General features: G+C 60.4%; 10 protein-coding genes. 4 read left to right on the forward strand and 6 right to left on the reverse strand.

What is annotated here, in order from left to right; genetic code table 11:
• Positions 1-136 precede the first annotated feature (136 nt).
• Positions 137-769 carry a Uma2 family endonuclease gene (locus L6R21_23205; GenBank protein ID MCK6562120.1) on the forward strand — a complete coding sequence of 211 codons (633 nt, stop codon included), beginning with the start codon at positions 137-139 and terminating at the stop codon, positions 767-769.
• Between the two features lie 38 nt (positions 770-807).
• Here L6R21_23205 and L6R21_23210 read toward each other — a convergent pair whose 3' ends face one another.
• Together L6R21_23210 and L6R21_23215 are read right to left on the reverse strand one after the other, a co-directional pair.
• Positions 808-960, reverse strand: a complete 153-nt coding sequence (locus L6R21_23210) for a hypothetical protein (protein MCK6562121.1) — start codon at positions 958-960, stop codon at positions 808-810.
• Between the two features lie 24 nt (positions 961-984).
• A complete protein-coding gene (locus L6R21_23215; protein MCK6562122.1) occupies positions 985-3,099 on the reverse strand; it encodes a prolyl oligopeptidase family serine peptidase in 2,115 nt (704 codons plus the stop codon).
• Between the two features lie 340 nt (positions 3,100-3,439).
• Here L6R21_23215 and L6R21_23220 point away from each other — a divergent pair, with 340 nt between their 5' ends.
• From L6R21_23220 to L6R21_23230, 3 genes are all read left to right on the forward strand, one after another.
• Positions 3,440-5,263, forward strand: a complete 1,824-nt coding sequence (locus L6R21_23220) for a hypothetical protein (protein ID MCK6562123.1) — start codon at positions 3,440-3,442, stop codon at positions 5,261-5,263.
• Between the two features lie 47 nt (positions 5,264-5,310).
• Positions 5,311-7,017, forward strand: a complete 1,707-nt coding sequence (locus L6R21_23225) for a glycoside hydrolase family 3 protein (protein MCK6562124.1) — start codon at positions 5,311-5,313, stop codon at positions 7,015-7,017.
• Between the two features lie 575 nt (positions 7,018-7,592).
• Complete coding sequence (locus tag L6R21_23230) at positions 7,593-9,821, forward strand: LysM peptidoglycan-binding domain-containing protein (GenBank protein MCK6562125.1); 2,229 nt, start codon at positions 7,593-7,595, stop codon at positions 9,819-9,821.
• 243 nt (positions 9,822-10,064) lie between these two features.
• On the opposite strand, the gene L6R21_23235 is transcribed toward L6R21_23230, so the two are convergent.
• The 4 genes from L6R21_23235 to L6R21_23250 form a co-directional block, all read right to left on the reverse strand.
• Complete coding sequence (locus L6R21_23235; GenBank protein MCK6562126.1) at positions 10,065-13,079, reverse strand: carboxypeptidase regulatory-like domain-containing protein; 3,015 nt, start codon at positions 13,077-13,079, stop codon at positions 10,065-10,067.
• A 366-nt stretch (positions 13,080-13,445) separates the two neighbouring features.
• Positions 13,446-14,954: a hypothetical protein gene (locus tag L6R21_23240; protein MCK6562127.1), complete on the reverse strand. Its 1,509-nt coding sequence runs from the start codon at positions 14,952-14,954 to the stop codon at positions 13,446-13,448.
• Positions 14,955-15,412: 458 nt separating this feature from the next.
• A complete protein-coding gene (locus L6R21_23245) occupies positions 15,413-16,546 on the reverse strand; it encodes an iron-containing alcohol dehydrogenase (GenBank protein MCK6562128.1) in 1,134 nt (377 codons plus the stop codon).
• 341 nt (positions 16,547-16,887) lie between these two features.
• Entirely contained in the window at positions 16,888-17,931 is a 1,044-nt protein-coding gene (locus L6R21_23250; protein MCK6562129.1) for a hypothetical protein, read from the reverse strand.
• Positions 17,932-18,044 lie beyond the last annotated feature (113 nt).

Raw genomic sequence — 18,044 nt, forward strand, 5'->3', positions numbered from 1 at the left:
CTGCAATTGAGCGCTGTTCATCAGCACTGCTCTGAAAAACCAGTATGACCGCGAGGTTCTATTTGGCTTGGTTCGTCCGCAGTCCAGCAGAGTGCGTTACGAGTCATCTTCCACTACCCTGTCTTCCGGAAGACCCATGGCGAATCCCATTTCGACAGTAAATAGGAGCAAACCGGCAGCGGCCGAGGCATTGGCAGACAGCACTGAGCTCCCGATCGCGCGACGAACGGATGTCACCGTCGACGAGCTTGAGCGGCTGTCACTGCCCTATCCGGCCGAGCTTTATGATGGGAGGATTATTTACAAAATGTCGAACTTTGAGCGTGACGTCATCCACGAAAACGTTGCATATAAGATTCGCAACTATCTCGAGAATAATCCTGCTGGCCTGCTTTCCGGCAATGCCGATTATCGCCTTCATCAGGAACTCAAACGAGATTCCCGTGCGCCGGACATTTCCTTTGTCACTAATGATCGCCTTCCCCAGAGCCGGCGGCGCTACTTGCCCATGGCGCCGGATTTGGCGATTGAAATCCTCTCCCCGGTTGATAGCTTCGACAAGGTAATGGAAAAGGTCGAAGAGCATCTCCAGGCAGGTGTGAAGATTGTCTGGTTGATCATTCGCAGCACGCGCGAAGTCCTGGCTTGCAAGCCCGCATGCAAACACAGTGTGCGTGACGTGCTGACCGCTCCGGAACTGCTGCCCGGCTTTGAGCTGCCGGTGCAGGAAATTTTCGCGGGCGTGGAAGTGGCGCCTGCTTCGGAATAATGGCTCAGGCCAAAATCCGGCAGTCCCACCGCCACCGCTCACTTTCCTCCCTCCTGCTTCCCGCCCAGGTTTTCTTCGAACAGCTTCAGAATCCGCTTGTATTCATCCGTCCACGCACTGACCTCTTTGAAGGCGTGATCCTCCATCGGATAGATCGCCACTTCCCAATTCTCCTTGCCCAATTCGATCAAGCGCTGCGCCAGGCGCACCGTGTCTTAAAAATGGACGTTGACATCCACCATGCCGTGACAGATCAACAGCGCGCCCTGCAAACCCGCGGCAAAGTAGATCGGTGAGCTGCGCTGATAGGCCAGGGAGTCGGCGATTGGAATATTCAGAATGTTGGCGGTGTAGCCGTGGTTGTAATGCGCCCAATCCGTCACCGGCCGCAGCGCTGCGCCCGCGGCGAATGACTTCGGCGCGGTGAACATTGCCATCAGTGTAATGAACCCGCCGTAGCTGCCGCCGTAAACGCCGATGCGCCCGGCATCAATCCCCAGCGCGTCGACGAGATACGCTGCGCCGTCAACGACATCGTCAAGATCCTTGCCGCCCATGTGACGATAAATTGCCGTGCGCCAGTCGCGGCCGTAGCCCGCACTCGCGCGATAGTCCGGATCGAGCACGGTATAGCCCAAATCCGCGAGCAGATTGTGAAACATATATTCGCGAAAATAACTCGACCAGCCTTTGTGCGCATTTTGCAGATAACCGGCGCCATGCACAAAGATGACTGCCGCGCCGTTGGCTTGTTGCGGCCGGTATAACCGCGCCCGAACCTGGCGGCCGTCACGCGCGGAATAGACGACCAGTTCCGGTGCGCGCCAGCGATACCGGTTGAATTCTTCACTCGTGGAAAAAGTCAGGCGCCGCGCAGTGGCGCCGGGCTGATTAGGTTGCAGAAAAAGCTCCCACGGCTGGTTGGCGGCCGAATGCCGCAGCGCCAGCATGGTTCCATCCGGCGAGAGCGCAACGTCGTTGTGCCCCGTCATCGCGGTGAGGCGCGTGCGGCGACCGCCGTTGATCGGCATGGTGTAGAAATGGCGCTCGCCGGGATGGACTTCATTGCTGGTGAAATACCAGCGTTTTCGATCGCGCGCGATGAAGGGCGAATAGACTTCGAAAGCGCCCTGGGTGAGCGCCTCCCGCCTGCCGGTCTTGCGATGAACTGTGTAGAGCTGGGAATACCCGGTTGCTTCGGAGCAGAACCAGATGCGTTCATGGTCCGGCATCCAGCCCACGGCGCCGGCCGACCAGCGGCCATGAATGCCAGGCCCGCCAATCCATGCGGCATCATGTTGATGATCAAGCGGCCGCAAGCTGCCGGCCGGCAGCGAGAACTCGGCAATCCAGCGATCCTTGTTGTCCATCGAAGTCACCACCACGAACGCGGCAGAACCGGCGGCATTCCAAAACGGGCCGTGCCACATCACCGGCCGGGGCATGCGGTTGGTTGCCAAACTGGAATCGGCGCTCTTGACCGTGGTGAAATCACGGGAGGCGGCAATCTCAGGCAGGCTGTCAGGCTGAACCATGCGCAGAGTATCCGCGGAAATATCCCAGATGCCGAGGCGATAGATTGCCTGCGCCTCGCCGACTTTTTCCCGCGTGCGAATGTCTTCGGTGAAGCCGGTTTCGGTGAGGTAGTTCGGCACGATCGCAGCTTCCTCACTTTTTGCCGGCTGCTGCAACACCAACGTGACGAAACGGCCATCGGGTGAAAGCTGAAGCTGTTGCGCATCGGCCTCGCCGAGGTAGATGGTTTTGGGCCGCGCCAGGTCGATCAATTTGTTCTGCGCTTCGGCCTGTTCGCCCTTGTCTTTGCGCTCACGCAGGGTCTGCATCAAGCGCAGCTCTTGCGCGGCCAGATATTTTTGCGCCTCGCTCTTCCGCTCTTTTTCCTCCGGCGCGGTGCCGGAACGGAAATCGGTGAGCTGCGTGGTCCGGCCGGTGGCGATCTCCCACGTGAAGAGATTGCGATCGGCCACATAGATCACGGCATCTTCATTGAAGGAAAAACGTGGGGCGCTCTCCGTTGCCGAGGTGTTGGTCACGGCCAGCATTCGTCCGGCCTTGATATCGTGGAGAAAAATGTCGCCCTCGCGCTCGAAAACCTTGCGGGTATAGGTCCGGTTGTAAACCCCGGTTGGTGACGATAGAAGTTTGTAGTTTGCCGCCGGCACTTTGGTCGGAGTTCCGCCGCGCCGGCTGACTTGATAAAGCGAATCGGCCGCGGTACGCTGCGGATTCCACCAGAAGTAGAGCGTTTGGCCGTCCTCCGACCAATACGGCTGCTTCGGCCAGCCCTGCAGCCAGTGTGCTTCCTGCATGATCCAACTAATGCTGAGCTGGGACTGGAAACTTGAGATCGTCTGCGCCGGGGCGCTCGTCATTGAGCAGAGTGACAAAAAGAAAGCGACAAAACCGCGCATCTCCTGCCTCCAGGACGTTTTCGAAATGATCCATCGCCTCCGGACATTGGTTCGGCACAGCCAAGTTGCACGCCACGCCAACGCGGACGCGCGTGCAGGTGAAGACCACGCCCGATCAAGGCCATGACAAACTGCTTGACAACTGAGAGCTTGTTTCGTATCATTTCGTTCAAAGCGGCGCCCAACCTTGCGAAAAAATTCCCCAATTGCAAGGCCGCTGTGACGAACCGGAGCGAGAATGTCACGCAAGTTTCCCCCCGCCAAGATCATCGTCAACCGCGGCATCGAAGCACAGACGTTTCATCATCCCCGCGCGCACCTGTTTCATCGCCTCAGCGTTGTTCTCGGCGTGCTCACCTTTGCGGGCCTGCTCGCGCTCACCTACGCTTTCCCGCGCGTGCTGGCGGCCGTTTACGCCGGCGTGCTGGTGATCGGCGCGATCGTGTGGCTGCGGCTGCGCGTGCGCTATGCCCGGCTGCGAGCGGGCGCGGTGCTCGCCAGCGAAGAAAATTTTCCTGAGATCCACTACATCAAAAACGCGGTGGCGCGTGTTCTGCCCGGCACACCGGCCTTTGCGATCTACGTTACTGCGGAGGCGACTCCGCCGCGCTGGCAGGCCACCGGTGGCCAGCGCGTGTTGGTGCTGAGCCAGGCGCAGGTGGCGGCGATGATCAACCGGCCCCCGATCGGCCAATTGATCTGGCTCGTTGGCCGGATGCTGGCATTGCAGTGGGTGCGCCGGCAGAGCTGGCCGTTAACCCGGCTGATACTGCTCGTGGCGCGCTGGAATCCGCTGGCCTGGCCGGTGGTGAATTACTATCGCAGCCTCACGCACCTGACCGCTGACCGCCTCGGTTTGGGGCTGGGGCTCTCGCTCATCGATGCGGTGGAGGCAATGAAAACGCTCTGCGCCGGAGCAGCGCTGGCCGGCCGCGTCAATTCCAGCCAAATCGAGCATCAGGCTTCTGACCAGCGCCACGGCCTTGCCGAATGGTGCAACGAAATCCTCATGGCACAGCCCGGGCTGGTGAGGCGTTTTAGCGAGTTGGTGGAATTCGGCCGGGAGCGTTTTCCGGATCTGTACGCGGATCTCGAGCTGCATCGCAAATACGAACGCGAGCTGCTGCCGAGTTATCGCGAGATTCAGCAATTCTCCGAGGGCAAAGAGGAAGAGCGCCGCCTGCTGCGCGAAATCGGCAATCTGGTGTATGATGCCATGAGCGCGCGGCCGCCGGCCAGCGAGGCGGACAGCATCAGCCGCGCCTTTTTGAAATTGCATCGCAACCGCCATGATGCCACCGAACTGGAAAGCAAGGTCAGCCGGTTGAATCTTGCCAAAATCGCATGGGAGAAAACCGTGGCCGGCATCGCCGCCGCGGAACAGAAGCGCGAACACGCGACGCATACGCTGGAGGCGCATTATCGTGAAATCGGCCGCACTGCGTTCAAGTGCCTGCAACCGCACCTTGCGGCGGATGGCACCTTGAAGCAGATCTTCGAGAAGGCCCTGCAGTATCAGGTCGTCATCACCGATCGCGAAAACGAAATTGCCCGCCTGGAAGCGGCCAGTGGCGGCGTGCTGGACAAGTCCAAACGGCAAATGGAAATCCTCGCACTGCGCACGCAAAACAGCACTGATGCCCGCCGGCTGCAGGCCGCGGCGGAGGCGGTGGGCGAAGAATTCTGGAAAGCCTGCGCTGGACGTTATGAGCATGATGATCTCGAGCCCATCAAGCTGCGCATCACCGGCGTGATTGCCGAATTGGAGCGCCGCCGCGTCGAGCTGGAAAATCTGCATCAGCAGAAGCGGCAATATGAGCACGATTTGGAGAAGGAAGGACTGGAATCCGCCGCGCGGCCGGAAGTTGATGTGCCTTTCCTGGTCGAGCAGCTCAAGAACGAGGCGCGCGCCGCCAACGCCCTGCGGCCGCGCTTGCTGGAGGAATTGGGCAAGGCCTACTGGCAGAATGAACCCTCGCCCGCGCCGGACATTGCCGGCCTCATCGAGCAGTTGAACGATCTCAAAAAGCGCATTCGCGATTTCGAGCAAGACGAGGCCTGACCGCTGCGCCCACCCTGCCACACACACGTTCATCAAAAAGAGACGGTATGCATTCGATGGAGACCAATCACGAGTGGGTCGAGCACACCCTCGCCCAAATGAGCCTGGAGGAAAAAGTCGGCCAAATGTTGATTGCCGACTTTGCGGCAGTGTTCACCAACCACGATCATGAGAATTGGCATCGCATCGTCCGCCTGCTGCGCGAGCTACATCTTGGCGGGATCGTGCTGGCCGGCGGCGGGCTGCTGGAAGTCGCGCTGATCACCAACGAACTGCAACGCCTGGCCAAGCTGCCGCTGCTGGTGAATGCCGACATGGAGACGGGTGCGCTGTTTCCGGCACCCTGGCGGCGGGCACGCGGCCGCGCTCCGGATTTGCCGGCTTACCTCTCCGGCGGGGGCACGGAATTTCCGCGCATGATGGCAATCGGCGCAACGCGCAGCGAGGAACTGGCCTACGAGATCGGTCGGATCACCGGACTGGAAGCGCGCGCCGCGGGCATTCATTGGACGAATTCGCCCGCGCTCGATCTCAGCAACAACCCACGCAATCCGATCATCAACGTGCGTTCGTTCGGCGAAGAGCCGCCGCTCGTCGCCCGGCTGGGCGCTGCCTACCTCACCGGCTGCCAGGCGGCGGGATTGATCGCCACCATGAAGCATTTTCCCGGCCAGGGTGATACAGACACGGATACGCACGTCGCCTTGCCGATGCTGGACTTTGACGCGGCGCGGCTGCATGCCGTGGAATTGGTGCCGTTCAAAGCCGCGATCAAAGCCGGCGTGAAAGCCGCCATGACCGCACACATTGCCTTGCCCAAGATCGATGCCACCTGCCGGCCCGCGACGCTTTCGCAACCAATTGTGACCGGCCTGCTCCGGGAAGAGTTGGGATTTCAGGGACTGGTGGTCACCGACGCGCTGACCATGCAGGGCATCGCCGATTACTACTCCACCGAGGAAGCAGCTCTGCTCGCCGCGCAGGCGGGTGTGGATGCGCTCCTGATTCCGGCGGACATTGCCGCCGCCCACCGCCGGCTGGTGCAGGCCGTGCAACAGGGCGAATTGCCCCTGGCGCGGGTCGAAAGTGCAGCGCGCAGAGTGCTTGCCGCCAAAGCCGGCTTGGGTTTGCATCTGCAGCGCACGGTCGCCATCGAAAATCTGGCTGAAGTCGTACAAACCAGCGCCGCGCGGCAACTCGCGGAGCAAGCAGCGAGTGCCGCGATTACTTTGCTGGAGGATGACGGCCGGCTTTTGCCGCTGGGCAGTTCCCCGGCACTCAAGCTGGCGGTGGGTATGGTGTCCAACTCAGCACTTGCCACTGAAGGCGAGTATCTGAGCAGCACCTTGGCAGCGGCCGGCCACTCGGTGGAGGCCTTTCGCCTGTCCGCTGAAATGAACGAAACAACGCTGGCGCAGGCACTCGCCGGATGCCGGCAGGCAGATGTCGTGCTCTTTGCAGCATTCCTCACCATGGGGGCCTGGAAGGGTGAGCTGCAAGTGCCGCCGCAGGCGCATCAGTTTTTGCAGGCCGCGCGTGAGTGGCAGAAACCGGTCATTGCCCTCTCCTTGGGTGATCCTTACATGTTCGAGCGCCTCCCGCCGATGGCTGCCAGCCTGTGTGCCTACAGCGGCAGCAGATTGATGGAAGGCGCAATGGCGCGGGCCCTGCTGGGCGAGGCAGCAATAGCCGGCAAGTTGCCGGTGACCATTCCCGGCCGCTTTGGCTGCGGCCACGGCCTGGAACGCCACTGATCGCCGTCTGCTCCTGCAGTTCTACCCTGGGAAGACCAGCGCAACCGCGAAGCATTGTCCGGCTCGATTCGTGTGCAGTCTGGCAACCTGGGCTACGGATTCGGCGCCCGATCAGCGCGGCAAATTCTCGAAATCATGGCAGCCGAAGCCATTCCCGATCAGATCTTCCTCAGCAGTTCAATGCGGTTTTCAAATTCTCCCTTTCCCCACAAGGCCGGGCGGTGAGCATTCGGTCCAGGAGAACTGGGCCGGGGCGGCTCGGCGGTGTGACTTCCCTTCGCAGTGCCTCCTTTCTCCTCCGCGAATTGAACCGGCTCAGCCGCTGTGGCGTTAAAAGGCAACGATGTCCCCGCCGATTTCAACCTTTCAGCAACAGTTGCGAAATTTCTGCAACGCGGCGCTCTGCGAACCGTGCGGTCGGGTGATATAGATAGGCAAAAGTGCAGGAATGATTTGGAATTCAAGTGTGGTTTCGATATTTTCGGCCTTCACTGAAGTGGATGTTGTTCATGCCATTGAGAAACGCTGTGACTGAGGAAAGAGTCGGTAAAGTGATGAACTTGCAGAGGGGTTGCATGCTCAGAACAGGATTGACCATCGCTTTGCTGTGGTTGGGAGCTGGGCCGGACGCCGCATGGGCGCAATCCGGCGCGACCGCGCACCATTTCCCGATGCCGGAGGTGATCCGGAGCAACGTCGAATTCTGGAAAAAGATCTACGCTGTTTATCCCACGAACCAGGTGCTGGTGCACGATATCAACGACCTTTCCATCATCTATGAGATCGTGGATATCGACAACAGCCAGGGCGAATATTCCTACCGCCAGCAATGGCGCAAGATCGAAGCAATCAAAGACGAATACCAGAGCATTCTGAACGCGCTGGCCGAGCGCAGGCTCGACCTCACCAATCCCGGCACCCGCGCGAAACGGGTGTTGGAAATCTACGGCGCAGCGGCCGACCCTGAACGGCTGCGCACGGCAGCGAATTCCATTCGTGGCCAGCTCGGCCTGAAAGACCGCTTTCTCCTCGGCATGCAGCGTTCCGGCCTCTATCTGGAATTTATCGAGAAGATTCTCGCCGAACACGGTTTGCCGCCCGAGCTCGCGGTGTTGCCTCACGTCGAGTCATCCTTCAATCACAAAGCCTACTCCAAAGTCGGCGCTGCCGGCCTGTGGCAATTCACGCGCTACACCGGCCGGCTGTTCATGAAGATCGACTACGATATTGATGAACGTCTCGATCCGTTGCGCGCCACCGAAGCAGCCGCCAAGCTGCTCAAACTCAATTACAGTGAGCTGGGTGCGTGGCCGCTCGCCATCACGGCCTATAATCACGGCCTCAACGGCATGAAGCGCGCCAAAGCCCAGTTTGGCACCGATTTCGGCAAGATCTACTCCAGCTACCAAAGCCGCAGTTTTGGCTTTGCCTCGCGGAATTTCTATGCGGAATTCCTGGCGGCGCTGGAAGTCGTCAAGAATGCCGAGACCTATTTTGGGCCGATCGACTTTCACGTTCCCGCGGAATTTGTGGAGGTCGAACTGGACCACTTCGTCACCGTAAAGGACATTCTCAAAACCTACAACGTGACGGTGGATGAGTTTGCCGAGCTGAACTCCGGCTTGCGGCCGCCGGTGTTGAACTCGCAGCGCCGAATTCCCCGCGGCTACAAGCTGCGGCTGCCCGACCGCCTCGGCGCAGACGCTGCCACGCTTGCCGCCAAAATCAATCCGAATGCCACTTTTGACTCGCAGGTGGAATCCGAATGGTATCGCGTGCAGAAGGGTGACAATCTCTACGCCATCGCACGGAAATTCAACACCACACCGCAACTGCTGGCGGAGAACAACAATCTGAGTTTGCGCAGCAAACTTGCCGTTGGACTGGTGCTGCGCATTCCGGAAGGCAAGGCCCGCGCCGCCACACCGCCTGCCGCTGTTGCGGTTGCCCCTCCTGCGGCTGAGCCGGCAGTCGTGGCGAGCGTTGAAAGCAAATTGCCGGCCACCATCGCGCCGCTTCCACCTCCTGCAACAGCCGAAGTTGCCGCCCAGACGACTTCCGGCGAAGTGCCGGCTGCGACGGTCACCGCCGAGGAGCCGATGCTGGCTGCGGGCGAGAGTACCGACATGCCGGATGAGGCTCTGCTGAGGAATGTGATCGATACAAGAATCGAACTGACGCCGGAGGCCATTCGCCAGTCGTACGCGGTGCAGACCGGAGATTTGAGCCGCGCCGAACGCGAGTCCATCGTGACCTACGAGCTCGAGCCGGCCGCGGCAAAACCCGTGGAAGTGGCGGCAGCCGCCATGCCCGCGCCCGTGCGAACCGAGGCCATGCCCAAACCAATCCCAGCGCGCTTGCGCACTTCCAGAGATTCCTTGTGGATCAAAGTCGAGCCGGAAGAAACACTCGGCCATTACGCCACCTGGCTGGAGATTCCGACGCAAAGGCTGCGCGCGCTCAATGGCCTGCGCTACAGTGAAGACATTCGCATCGGCCAGCGCATTCGCCTGTCCTATGCCCGGGTGTCGGCAACCGAGTTCGAGCGCCGGCGCAACGAGTATCACCGCAGCATCGAGGAAGATTTCTTTTCGACCTACAAGGTTGACAGCCTGCTGACGCACCGGCTGAAACGCGGCGAAACCATCTGGAAGATCTGCAATGAAATCTACCAGGTGCCGGTGTGGCTGGTGGCGATGTACAATCCCGATCTCGATCTCTACAGCCTGAATCTGAACGATGAGCTGAAAATTCCGGCAGTGGTGAGCATCAATCCTGCTGCCACGCCGCCGATTCAGGAATAGCCGGCCCTGATCTCCCCCAACAGAAACGGCCCTCGCGACTCCCTCCAAACACGGGAGTCACGGGGCCGTTTCTGTTTTCGTCCTGCCGGTGCAACGGTGAGCGGAGTTGACTTCCCCACCCTTTACCGCCACCATTATCCAGTTCTGCCAACACTCAGGAATGCACCCGCAGTGCCGGCGCCGGCGGCAATTTTCGCGGTGCCTGGAGTGCGTCCCCTTTGCTTTCATTCAGGCCAAATGACCTTATTTCACCAAAGCCATCTTGCGCGTCATGTTGAAGTCGCCGGCTTGCAACTGGAAGAGATAGACGCCGGCGCTCAACGTTTTGCCGCGGCTGTCCTGGCCATCCCAAGTTATCCGGTAGACGCCAGGCTCTTGCACTTTCTGCACCAGCGTGCGGACTTCCTGGCCCAAGGCGTTGAAGACTTTCAGCGTGACAGCCACCCGAACGGGAAGTTGATACTGAATCATCGTTTCCGGATTGAAGGGATTGGGATAGTTCTGCTGCAAGGCAAACGTCACCGGCAAGGCTGCGGCTTCATCGACCTGAGTGGGCGTGGCCGGCAGATTGATGTTCACATTGCTGACACTGGCACCATTGCCCAACGTGAGGCTGACAGCATTGTGTTCATCCGTGCCGCCAAAATAGGCCGTGCCGCCGGGGCCGGAACTCAGCAACTTGTATTCACCGGCCGGCACTTCCTCCAGGGCAAACGCGCCGTTGGCATCGGCAACCGCGGAAGCAATCGTGACGCCGTTGGCCAGGGCATAGACCGCGGCGTGGCCTTCACCGAGGCCGGAATTGCCGCGCGTCACCCGGCCGGCAATGCGGTACGGTCCGCGTTGTCCGGCTGCCAGGCTGAAATTGATGCCGCCGGTTTCCGCTCCTTCTTCAACCACAACCGGCGTGGCCTCCCGCCACTGGCGCGCGTTGTCATAGAACTCCAGCACAAAGTGGCGTGCCCACGCCAGCACGATGTACTTGCCCGGCGGCAGCCCAGGCAGAGTGTATTCGCCCAGGGCATCAGTCAATGCGAACACAGCGGCTCCCGGAGTGGTGGGGATGGCCAGGACCGCGGCATGCGCAAGCGGGCTGCCTTCTGCCTCGGCCGTCACAGTGCCGCTCAAGGCGCCGCGACGGCTGCCGAGTTTTTCCAATTTGAAATCAATGCCGCTGGTTTCATTGGGCGCGGTCACAGAAACCGGCGTGGCATTTTCGCGCGAGGCGGCGCCGTCATAGAACATCGGTTTGAAGCCTTTGGCTTCCACATAGACCACATACTCAGCCGTGCGCAAGCCCGGCACGCGATAGCTGCCCTGGCGATCGGTTTGACCACTCGCGGCCCAATCGCTGCCCAGCATCCAAACGTGCACGGCCGCGCCGGGAATCGTGGTTCCATCGGCGCTGGCCACCACCCGTCCCGTGATCGCACCGCCTTGTTCCAGGGTGAAATCAATGCCGGCGACTTCGCCGCTTTCGGGAATCTCGAGAGCAGTCGCCTTCTCGAGCGAGGGGGCTTCCTGCCAGAACTCATTAAGGTAGCCGCGCGCTTCTGCCATCACAAAATACTTTCCGCCCGGCAATCCTTCGAGGCGATACACACCGTTCGAGTCCGTGCGCGCAGCGTGCGGCCCGTTCAGATGCCCGGGATCGGTTGACGGGTGCGGGGCAAAGCGCTCACGGAACGCCAACACCACCGCGCCGACCAGCGGATCACCCGTGAGCTGATCCGTAACCCTGCCGGTTATGCGGCTGAACGGATCGAGCTCGAAATTGATGCCCGCGGTGTGCTTGCCCTCTTCGACGGCCACGGGCGTGGCCTGGCTGCGCTCACGCACGCCGTCATAAAACTCGAGATAATAGCCGCGCGCTTCCGCCATGACAAGATAAGAGCCGGGCGGCACGCCGACGAGATAGTTGCCGTTGTCGTCGGTGATTGCCGTGCGGACGACAAGCTCGGGCCGCGGGCCGCGGCTGGCATGAATCGTGACCAGGGCTTTCGCCAGCGGCGCGCTGCTGACCGCGTCCAATACCTGGCCGCGAATCGCGCTGGCTGTGGCCAAAGCCAGATCAATTCCAGAAATCGTTGCCGGCGGTGTGACTGCTACCAGCTTGGCTTCGAGCAAACTGCCGGCGTTGTCGTAGAATTCGCCGCGGTAACCGGCGGCCTCGGCGAAGACGGCGTAGGAACCCGGCGGCAGGTTCTCGATCAGGTAGCCGCCTTGTTCATTCGTCACGGCATGATGCCTGAGGTCGGGTCGCACCACGCGCGTAGCGAAGACATGCGCGCCGGCGAGCGGTGTGCCACCTTCGTCTGCGGTAATGAGACCGGCAATGGCGGCGCCGCGGCTCAGACTGAAATCAATTCCACTGGCCGTGTCGTGCGCTGCGAGCTGCACCGGCTTGGCTTCCACAAACTGATCGGCGTTGTCATAGAACTCCGGCAGAAAACCGCGCGCTTGGGCTTTCACCACATAAATCCCCGGCATGAGATCGCCGATGAAATAACTGCCATCCTCGGCAATGGGCGCCTCGCCCCGCCAGGGTGAATCTGCCACACGCTCCGCCCACACCACGCCGAAAAGCGGGGCCGTGCCGTCCTCCGCCTCGACTTTGCCGGTGATTGCCGAAGTTGGCCGCGCCGCCACAATCACTTTGGCAGCGCCTTGCAACACACCCGCGCTGGTCTCAACCAAGGCCAAAACCTCGCCACGCCGGAACTCGCGGCCGGCCGTGAAGATGCCATTTTCGTCGATCTTGCCCAACTCCGGCGGCCGAACTTCCCAGCGAATCCGGTTGATCGCAATCGGCTCGCCGTTGGGTCCGAGCGCAATAGCTGCGAACTTCTGCTGCTCGCCGGGCGGCACCACCGCACTCTCCGGGCGAATCACGACGCGCAACCGCGGCGGCGGCTCCTGCCGGCCGATCTTGACCTGTGCCCGGCCCATGAACAACATGTTCCAACCTTCGGCTTTCGCTTCGGCGATCACGACGCCCACACCGGCATTGCGGCCGGCCATGAAAAATCCATCTTCGGTGATCTTGCCCAGGGAATCCGGTTCGACGCGCCAGCGCAAACTGGCAATGCGAATGTGCTGGCCGGAGGCATCAAACAACGCGGCTTCGAAGCGCTGGCCTTGGCCGGATTGCAAGCTTACTTCGGGAGGGGTAACGATGAGGGTGGGTTCTCGCTGCGCCAGGGCGCAGGTCACCATCCCCACAAGCAAAAGCAATACAGCGTGGCGTAATGCTCTCATGATGAACTCCTTGTAAGGAATACAGAAATAGGGTTGAATGTTGGTCACTCCACCGTGCGGCAGCGGCTCGAGCTTCGTGCCGCGCCACGTTTTTCCACCACCCACACATTCTCCCTAAATTGCATTCACCTCCTTGTTTCGTCCGTTTTCCTGGGAATTGAATTCTGCATTAGGTTCGGCCAGACCTTGATGGATTTGTCTCTGCAGGCTTGCCCTGCAGAGGGCATTGGTCAAGTTGCGGATATGCGGTTGAGTACTTCACCAGCTCCCCTTGAATTCGCTGGAGAAATCATATGAATGTCACTGCCAGAGAGTGATCCCAAAAAGCAAAACAAAAGCATGGGCGTGAAGAGTTGGGCCTTTGCCCTACTCGGCGAGCTTCAGCGCTTCCCGCAACAATTCGAAAGCCAGCGCCGCAGTTTCTCCTGCGACATGAAGCTGGCCGGCATCATAAGCCGTCTGGGCGCGCCGCCGCAGCTCCGTGCCTTGATCCACCAGAATCCGCGCAAAGCCGGATTCATCACCTTGCAGGTTGCGGCTCACTTCGTTCAACGTGGCCTCCAGCTCCTGTAGACGCTGGCGCAAGGCCTCTTGATTCGGCGCCGCGGCAGTCGTGTTTTGCAGCAGTGTCTCTGCTTGCAGCAGGAACTTCTCCGCGACGCGCACCATCAGTCGGAATGCGGCCACCGAGCGCAAGGTGTGCTGCGGCCGCTGGCAGATTCTTTCCGCCGTTGCCGTCGCGCGGCGGGCAAGCTCCAGCATGGAACGCGCCTCGTCATTCGAAGAAGCCTCGATTTCTGTGGCGACGGTTTCCAAATCGTCCTGCAACTGCGCCACTTCAGCTTCGCACTGTTTCACAAAGTCCGTGGCCGGGACGTTGCCGCTGCGCGTTGCCAAGGCCACCAAATTGCGGCCGCTTTCGATAAAACGGCCGGCTTGATGAAAACGCTGTTGATCAAGGGCCTCTTCGGCCTCGCGGCTGAGTTTGCGCGCCTGGTCGAGCAGCACTGCCGCACCGGGCCTGGAACTCGCTGTCACGATGCCGCCTTCTGCGCTGGCCAGCGCATCACGCAGCTTGTTCAGTTCACTGCGCAGCCGGTCACCATCGGCTGCTGCGGCCACGGCTGGGCACAAATCAATGACGCGCAGGAACAAGCGCGTGGCGCCGTTGAAAAATTTCTCCGCGCGCAGATACTCGCCGCGGCGAAAAGCCTCCTCCGCCAGACGACTTTGCTTGAGGCCTTGCTCATAGACCTGCCGCGCCATGGGCCGCCGGCACTGCTGCAATCCTTCCTGCGCCCGCTGTGCCAGCTCCGCGAGATATTGGCGCGCGCGTTCGGCGCGCTCGCCGGGTGGACTCGCGACGGTCGAGCCTTGCACCAACCGCAAAGCGCGCTCGAGCAAGGCAATGGCGAGGCGGTATTGTTCCACCCCGCGAACGCTGCGATCCAGCAGGGCCCGTTCGCCGAGCTGCTGGTTCTTGCGCGCCTCCTGCACCAAGCGCTCGGCCTCGCGATTGCCGCTGCCGATCACCTCACTCTCAGCCCGCCGCATAAGCTCATCGAGTTGTGTGCGCAATCGCTGGATCGGCACGCGCAAGGCCAGCTCCATCGCTGCCTCGGCTAGGCGGCGCGCTTCGATCATGCGTGAATTGGCTTCTCGCCACCGGCGCTCACCAAAAGCTTGTTCGGCTCTCTGGCGTTGCGTCTCGGCCTCAGCAAGCAGCTTACGGGCCTCTTCACCGCCAAAAGTCTGCACCACCTCGGCCGCGGTTTCAAGCAGGGCCTTGAGCCTTTCCAACTCACCGCGCAACCCCAATTCGCTTTGCGCCAAAGCCGCCCCCGCCAAGGAAGCGATGAGCAGCAGTGAAATCAACCAATGTTTTCTTGAGAATCGGGACATGGGCAGACCTTGAGAGCCAGTTTACCAACCGCTCTGCGTGCAATGGCTGTGCCGCTTTGGAGTGAGTTGAAATTGGCTGATCAAGCGCATTGATTTGCAAAGAGATAACGGGTGAAGAGGATTCAGACCCGGCGTGCTTTCCTGCCAGGTGTACCCTGTTGAACACAGGACCATGCACCTGAGGGGCCAAGCGAGGAAGGTCGCATTGGGAAGAAATTCAACCTGCGTCTCGCCAGCCTCGCCGGTTGGAAATCTGACAAAATACCAACGCCGCCAGAGAAGATGATAACTATGCGCCATTACACGCCCATCGGCACTTGCGGTAGCGAATCCGCTCAACCCGGCAGTAGTTCTTTGTACCGTACGCATGAAGCGCTTGGGCGCGAATCCGCAGCCGTGGCTCTGACTTCAGTTTTGCGAGAATTCATCCACTAAAGCGCGGCCTCATACAAGGCGCGCAAATTCTCCCTGGTTACCGGCCGCGGATTGAGACGATGCGAGGCATCCTCGAAGGCTTGCTCGACCAGCGCGGGAATCTGCTCGGCTTTCACTCCCACGGCTGAGAGCTTTTCCGGAATGCCGGCGAATTTGTTGAGGCGTCTGATGGTAAGGGCGGCCGTCTCGTCTCTCCTGGCCTCCAGGGCAACGGCAATCTCGGCAAGCCGCTCCGGCGCCGCGTTCTGATTGAACTCCAGCACGTGCGGCAGCATGATCGCGTTCGCCAGTCCGTGAGGCAGGCCCGCGAGGGCGGAAAGCGGATGCGCCAGCGCGTGGCACACGCCCAAGCCCTTCTGCAACGCCACCGCGCCCATCAGGGCTGCCATCATCATGTCGGTGCGCGCCCGCACGTCGTCGCCGTAGTGCACCGCGCGCAACAGGCTGCCGGCAATCAAGCGTATGCCCTGCAACGCAATGCCGTCGCACAGGGGATGATAACCGCGGGCAACAAAGGCCTCGAGGCAGTGCGTGAGCGCGTCCATGCCGGTGGCGGCGGAGATGTGCGGCGGCAGCCGGAGCGTCAGCTCCGGGTCGCAGATCGCCAGGCGCGGCATGAGATGCGGCGAGAATATCACCGTCTTGCGCTGCGTGGCGTTGAGCGTGATCACCGCGCTGCGGCCGGCCTCACTGCCGCTGCCGGCGGTGGTGGGAATGGCGAGCAGGGGCGGCAACGATGGCCGCACGTGCCGCCAGCCTTCGAGCTTTTCGTCGTATTGCGCCAACGGCGGCGGATGCGTGGCGAGCAGGCCAATGGCTTTGGCGGCATCCAGCGGCGAGCCGCCACCCAAGCCGATGATCATGTCGCATTTCTCCTGCTGAAAACGCGCGACCCCGGCCCAGAGGTTGTCCTCTATCGGATTCGAGACGACTTCATCGAACACGCTGAACTCCAGCCCGGCTTTTTTGAGCGGTACCGTGACTTGTTTGATGATGCCGCTCGCGACCAGACCCTTGTCCGTCACGATCAGCGGCCGTACGCCGCCCAGCTCGGTGAGCGCCGCTTCGAACTGGCCGATCGCGCCCGGCCCGAAGATGATTTTGGTGGGAAAGGAGAAGGTGGTGATCATGGCTATTGCTTGATTTGAACACGCTTTACGCTTGCGCGCAGTTTTTTTTAGTCTCTTTGGAGTGAACTCGTTGCTTTGAATGCAATGTTTCCCTCCAGCAGATAGAAACAACCCAACTGATAAAAAGCTTCTTCATCTGCTCGGTGCATTTCCAACTGTTGGCGATTTCTTTTGAGTTGCGGTTTATCCGCCCTAAAGTGGTGTCAATCCCAAAGTACTCCAACCGCGGCTGAGCAGAGGTTTCAAAAAGCTCAAGGGGCGGGCAAGCTTCCAGGATTTTGATGCAACGGCCAAGCCGTTGCAGGAACCTCTTTTCTGAGATTCGCGATTTCGGACGGACTCTAAAGCTCCAGCCCCAATGCGATGGTGATGACGTTCGTATCGAGCTGGCGGTAGTCAGTAAGGCCTTTGCCGTAGTGCAAGGACAGGTCGATTGGCACTCCGACTTTAATCTTGCGGGGTGTGTGGAATCCCAAGCCATAGGTGAACCCGTCGATCTTGGCGCGCTCACTGACGTCAGCGAAATCGAAGTTGTAGCCCAGGCGACTATAAAGGTGATTCAAGAACTGCAGCTCAACGCCGAGGCCCAAATGATTCCAACGGCTGTACCTCTCTTCGTCGCGCAGACTTCTCTGGTACTCGAGTGTGGCCATCACGCCGACATTAGCTTCCGGCCGCGGCACGGTGCCGGCCGAGAGGCCGGAACGCAGCAACCTGATGGGCGCACCCAGCGAATACATTCCATGCTTCAGCTCCTCTCCCAAGTTGCTGACCGAGACCGCCAGGGCATACCGGGCTTTTTCTGTGTCGAGGCGATATCTCATACCGGCATCCACCAGAAAGCTGTGCGCATTCAAGCCGGGTAGGTAGATTTCCAGGTATTTCGTGTTCAAGCCAAGGGCAATCATGCTTTGCTTGAAACCGAGTCTGGCGGCGCCGGAGAGTTGCGCTTCCCGCACGCCGATTCTTTCTTCCCCAACGGCATTGCCGAACCTGTCGGTGAGCTCGATCGTACCCAGATTCAGATTGAAGAAATGCGCGCCCAACGTGATGCTCTCACTGACCGGCAAGCCAAGGGCAAACGCCTCCTGATTGAAGAGCATGCCGCTGAAGCTGCCGGCGGCCGGAATGTGCGAATAGGCGACGGTGAGATCATCCAGCCGCAACCCGGCGGGATTGGTGTAGGTCGCAAACAGCCCTTCGCGATACGCGGCGCCGGTCAGGCCCAGGGCCATGCCTTGCGCGTCATTGGGCCGCAGAATCTGCGCCAGGTCGGTCAGGCTCAGACTCGGATAATCGGACTTTGGGAAACCAGGTTGCGCCAGTGCCTGACCTTGCAGAGCGAGTGCCGCCCACAGACAGATCACAACCAAATGCTTTCTCATGGCTGAATCTCCCAGTTTGATTGCCTTGAAGACAGATTGCTGTGAAGCAACCGAGGCGGGCACCCTGGTGGCACCTGTCCAAAATCGCGAACTTTCAAGAAAATGTTCCCGCG

This window comes from bacterium (assembly GCA_023150945.1).
GTDB lineage: Bacteria > Zhuqueibacterota > Zhuqueibacteria > Zhuqueibacterales > Zhuqueibacteraceae > Coneutiohabitans.

Coding starts and splice junctions, on each gene's coding strand:
- L6R21_23215 (MCK6562122.1), bottom strand. CDS start 3,099: ATGCAGGAAGCACACTGGCTGCAGGGCTGGCCGAAGCAGCCGTATTGG.
- L6R21_23235 (MCK6562126.1), bottom strand. CDS start 13,079: ATGAGAGCATTACGCCACGCTGTATTGCTTTTGCTTGTGGGGATGGTG.
- L6R21_23220 (MCK6562123.1), top strand. CDS start 3,440: ATGTCACGCAAGTTTCCCCCCGCCAAGATCATCGTCAACCGCGGCATC.
- L6R21_23230 (MCK6562125.1), top strand. CDS start 7,593: ATGCTCAGAACAGGATTGACCATCGCTTTGCTGTGGTTGGGAGCTGGG.
- L6R21_23225 (MCK6562124.1), top strand. CDS start 5,311: ATGCATTCGATGGAGACCAATCACGAGTGGGTCGAGCACACCCTCGCC.
- L6R21_23250 (MCK6562129.1), bottom strand. CDS start 17,931: ATGAGAAAGCATTTGGTTGTGATCTGTCTGTGGGCGGCACTCGCTCTG.
- L6R21_23205 (MCK6562120.1), top strand. CDS start 137: ATGGCGAATCCCATTTCGACAGTAAATAGGAGCAAACCGGCAGCGGCC.
- L6R21_23245 (MCK6562128.1), bottom strand. CDS start 16,546: ATGATCACCACCTTCTCCTTTCCCACCAAAATCATCTTCGGGCCGGGC.